This window comes from Piscinibacter sp. (genome assembly GCF_050175855.1).
In the GTDB taxonomy this organism is placed as follows: Bacteria; Pseudomonadota; Gammaproteobacteria; order Burkholderiales; family Burkholderiaceae_C; genus Piscinibacter.
This window is the reverse complement of the sequence record NZ_JBFXIO010000463.1, coordinates 1-3613: the sequence shown is the minus strand read 5'-3', so window position 1 is coordinate 3613 and position 3613 is coordinate 1. Positions and strand designations below refer to the sequence as shown.

The following is a 3613-nucleotide window of genomic DNA, read 5'->3' as shown; positions in this document are numbered from 1 at the left end:
GTGGTCGATGGCGGCGCCGGCGGCATAGGTGGTAGCGCCCCACACCGCCAGCCCGAGCGTGAAGGCTCCCATCATCGCGGGCTTGCTCCAGCCCATCGCCCGCTGCATCGGCAGCACGAAGGACGAAAAGCCGTAGTACAGCGCCGCCCAGCACAGCAACTGGCCCAGCGCCAGCGCGGCCACGGTGGCGCGAAAGCTCGGGGGATTCACCGGCGGGCCGAGCCGCCGCGACGACGGTCGGCCCGCAGGTCGTCGACCTTGGCGGCCTCGAGCGCGGCGGCGCGGGCGGTCAGGCGCTGCAGGGCGTCGTCCAGCGCGGCGAGCAGCGGCTCATCCAGCGCCGCCAGCACCGCGCGATTGATGGCTGCCACCTGCGGGAACATCTCGTCGTACAGCGAGCGGCCGCGCGTGGTGATCTCCACCACGGCACGGCGCGCGTCGCCCGGCCGCGCGGCCCGCTGCACCAGCGCCTTGGCCGCCAGCGAGCCGATGGCGCGCGAGGTCCGCGCCCGGTCGAGGTGCGCCCGCTCGGCGAGCTCCGAGGGCGAGGTGGCGCCGCGTGCGGCCAGCAGCGCCAGCAGCCGCCACTCGCGCCGCGTGATGCCGTAGCGACCCTCGCACAGGCGCACCACCGGCGCACCGCTGAGCGCATGCAGCCGGGCCAGCCGGTAGTTCAGCAGATCGTCCAGGACTTGCGGGTCTCTGAGGGTCATTGCCGAGATGGATTGATTTGTGCAATTCATTGTGCGGCAACCAGAATGGGTCGCCGATCCGATCCTCATGAACGTTCTCTTCGTCATGGCCGACCAGCTGCGCTGGGACCACCTGTCCTGCGCCGGCCACCCCTACCTGCAGACGCCGAACCTCGACGCGCTGGCGCGCCGCGGTGTGCGCTTCGCCAACGCCTTCGTCAACAGCGGCGTCTGCGGCCCGAGCCGCATGAGCTTCTACACGGGCCGCTATCCCGTCAGCCACGGGGCCACCTGGAACCGGGTGCCGCTGTCGGTCGGCGAGGTCACGCTGGGCGAGTACCTGCGCGATGCCGGGCGCACGCTGGCGCTGGCCGGCAAGACCCACGTGATGCCGGACCACGCCGGCATGGCCCGGCTCGCGCTCGATGGCGGCAGCGAGCTCGGCGCCTTCCTCGAGCGCGGCGGCTTCGTCGAGATCGACCGCTACGACGGCCATCACACGCCCGGCCACGAGAGCGGCTACCCGGCGTTCCTGCGCGCCCACGGCTACGACAGCGCCGACCCGTGGAGCGACTACGTGATCGCCGGCATTGACTCGGACGGGCGAGTCGCCAGCGGCTGGCACATGCGCAACGTGCACCTGCCGGCTCGCGTGAAGGAGGCGCACTCCGAGACCGCCTACATGACCGACCAGGCGATCCGCTTCATGCGCGAGCAAGGCAGCCGCCCCTGGGTGCTGCACCTGAGCTACGTGAAGCCGCACTGGCCCTACATGGCGCCGGCGCCCTACCACGCGATGTACCGGCCCGAGCAGTGCCTGCCGGTGGTGCGCAGCGAGGCCGAGCTGCGCGATGCCCATCCCGTGGTGGCCGCCTACCGCCAGCAGGAGGAATGCGTCAGCTTCCAGAACGACGACTGCATCCGCACCGTGCGCCCGGCCTACCAGGGCCTGATCAGGCAGCTCGACGACCACCTCGGGCGCCTGTTCGACGCCATGGCCCAGCTGGGGCGCCTGGACGACACGCTGATCGTCTTCACCGCCGACCACGGCGACTTCCTCGGCGACCATTGGCTGGGCGAGAAGGAACTGTTCTACGACACCATCCAGAAGGTGCCGTTCATCTTGGTGGACCCGCGGCGCGAAGCCGACGCCTCGCGCGGCCGGGTCGACGAGCGCTTCGTCGAGGGCGTCGACCTGGTGCCCACGGTGCTCGACTTCCTCGGCGTGCCTGGCGCCTCGCAGCGTATCGAGGGCCGCAGCCTGCTGCCGCTGCTGCGCGGCGAGGCGCCGCCGTGGCGCGACTTCGTCTACAGCGAGCTCGATTACGGCTTCCGCGAGGCGCGCGTGCGGCTGGGCAAGACGCCGCAGCAATCGCGCGCCTTCTCGATCCGCGACGAGCGCTGGCGCTACGTCTTCTGGCTCGACGAGCCGGAGCAGTTGTTCGACCTCGCCGCTGATCCGCAGCAGATGCTGGACCTGGGGCGCGACCCGGGCCACGAAACAGTGCGGCAGGCCCTGCGCGAGCGCCTGCTCGGCTTCCTGGCGCGACGAAAGCACCGCACGACCGTCAGCGACGAGTTCGTCGAGCAGCGCACCAATCGACACAAGCAGGCCGGCGTGTTCTTCGGCCAATGGTGACCCCCGACCACGAGGAGACAGCAACATGACTTCCGCCCTGACCCGCCGCCGCTTCGCTGCCATTGCCGGTGCGGCCCTCGCCTTCGCATCCGGCGCCGCCGTGGCGCAGGAGCCCGGCACGGTACGCATCGTCGTCGGCTACCCGGCCGGCGCCACCTCCGATTCGCTCGCCCGCGTGCTCGCCGAGCACATGCAGCGCACGTTGAAGCAGACAGTGATCGTCGAGAACAAGGCGGGCGCGGGCGGCCGCATCGCCAACGAGCTCGTCAAGGCCGCGCCGGCCGACGGCAGCACGCTGCTGATGACGCCGGTGGCGACGATGGCCATCTTCCCGCACTCCTACGCCGGCAAGCTGCGCTACGACCCGGTCAAGGACTTCGTGCCCGTGGCGCACCTGAGCAACTTCCAGGTCGGCCTGGGTGTGGCAGCGCCGGTGCCCGCGAAGACGCTGGCGGAATACGTGGCCTGGGTGAAGACCGATCCGGCGAAGAACGGCTTCTACGCCTCGGCCGCGCCGGGCAGCATCCCGCACTTCTTCGGCGTGATGTTCGCGAAGTCGGCCGGGCTCACCCTCACCCACGTGCCCTACAAGGGCACCGCCGCGGCGATGACGGCGGTGGGCAGCGGCGAGGTCAGCGCCATCTCCACTGTGGCGGCCGACATCCGCGCCCTGGTCATGGCCGGCAAGGCGCGCCTGCTCGCGGTGGCGGGCGAGCAGCGCGACGCCAGCTTCCCCGACGTGCCGACCTTCCGCGAACTCGGCTACGACCTGACCGCCAAGCCCTGGTATGCCCTCTTCGCCCCGGCCGGCACGCCGCCCGCGGCGGTGGATCGCCTGGCCAAGGCAGCGCAGGCCGCGATCAGCGACCCGGCACTCAACAAGCGCCTGGTGGAGATGGGCCTGGAGCCGACCGGCTACGGCCCGGAGCGCCTCGGCACGATCCTGAAGGAAGACCTCGAGCGCTGGGGCCCGCCGATCCGCGCCTCCGGCTTCCAGGGGGACTGAGCCCAGACCCTGCTGTCGCCGCAGGGACAGGGAAAAATGGAACGGTCGTGCTAAAACGCGCGCTGGACCGCGAGCCCTGACGGAGACAAGCGAATGGACCTGAACTTCACCCCGGAGGAACAGTCGTTCCGGGAAGAGATCCGCGCCTGGGTGGCCGAGAACCTGCCCCAGGACATCAGCCACAAGGTGCACAACGCCCTTCACCTGACGAAGGACGACCTGCAGCGCTGGGCCAAGATCCTCGGCAGGAAGGGCTGGCACGGCTGGGCCTGGCCG

3 protein-coding genes and 2 pseudogenes are annotated in these 3613 nt (G+C 70.8%); 3 read left to right on the top strand and 2 right to left on the bottom strand.

What is annotated here, in order from left to right; all coding sequences use genetic code 11:
- Both AB7U92_RS23900 and AB7U92_RS23895 read right to left on the bottom strand, forming a co-directional pair.
- Positions 1–210 (bottom strand): annotated as a pseudogene (locus AB7U92_RS23900) (MFS transporter); the annotation flags it as partial.
- Positions 207–713, bottom strand: coding sequence for a MarR family winged helix-turn-helix transcriptional regulator (locus AB7U92_RS23895; RefSeq protein WP_428309068.1), 507 nt, complete (start codon positions 711–713; stop codon positions 207–209). The gene AB7U92_RS23895 and the pseudogene AB7U92_RS23900, both read right to left, overlap by 4 nt.
- A gap of 67 nt (positions 714–780) precedes the next feature.
- Here AB7U92_RS23895 and AB7U92_RS23890 point away from each other — a divergent pair, with 67 nt between their 5' ends.
- The 3 genes and pseudogenes from AB7U92_RS23890 to AB7U92_RS23880 form a co-directional block, all read left to right on the top strand.
- The gene (locus AB7U92_RS23890) at positions 781–2331 is read left to right on the top strand and encodes a sulfatase-like hydrolase/transferase (RefSeq protein ID WP_428582818.1); all 1551 of its coding nucleotides are present in this window, start codon (positions 781–783) and stop codon (positions 2329–2331) included.
- Positions 2332–2356: 25 nt separating this feature from the next.
- Positions 2357–3337 carry a tripartite tricarboxylate transporter substrate-binding protein gene (locus AB7U92_RS23885; protein ID WP_428582816.1) on the top strand — a complete coding sequence of 327 codons (981 nt, stop codon included), beginning with the start codon at positions 2357–2359 and terminating at the stop codon, positions 3335–3337.
- 93 nt (positions 3338–3430) lie between these two features.
- A pseudogene (locus AB7U92_RS23880) lies at positions 3431–3613 on the top strand (pimeloyl-CoA dehydrogenase large subunit); the annotation flags it as partial.

Coding starts and splice junctions, on each gene's coding strand:
- AB7U92_RS23895 (WP_428309068.1), bottom strand. CDS start 713: ATGACCCTCAGAGACCCGCAAGTCCTGGACGATCTGCTGAACTACCGG.
- AB7U92_RS23890 (WP_428582818.1), top strand. CDS start 781: ATGAACGTTCTCTTCGTCATGGCCGACCAGCTGCGCTGGGACCACCTG.
- AB7U92_RS23885 (WP_428582816.1), top strand. CDS start 2,357: ATGACTTCCGCCCTGACCCGCCGCCGCTTCGCTGCCATTGCCGGTGCG.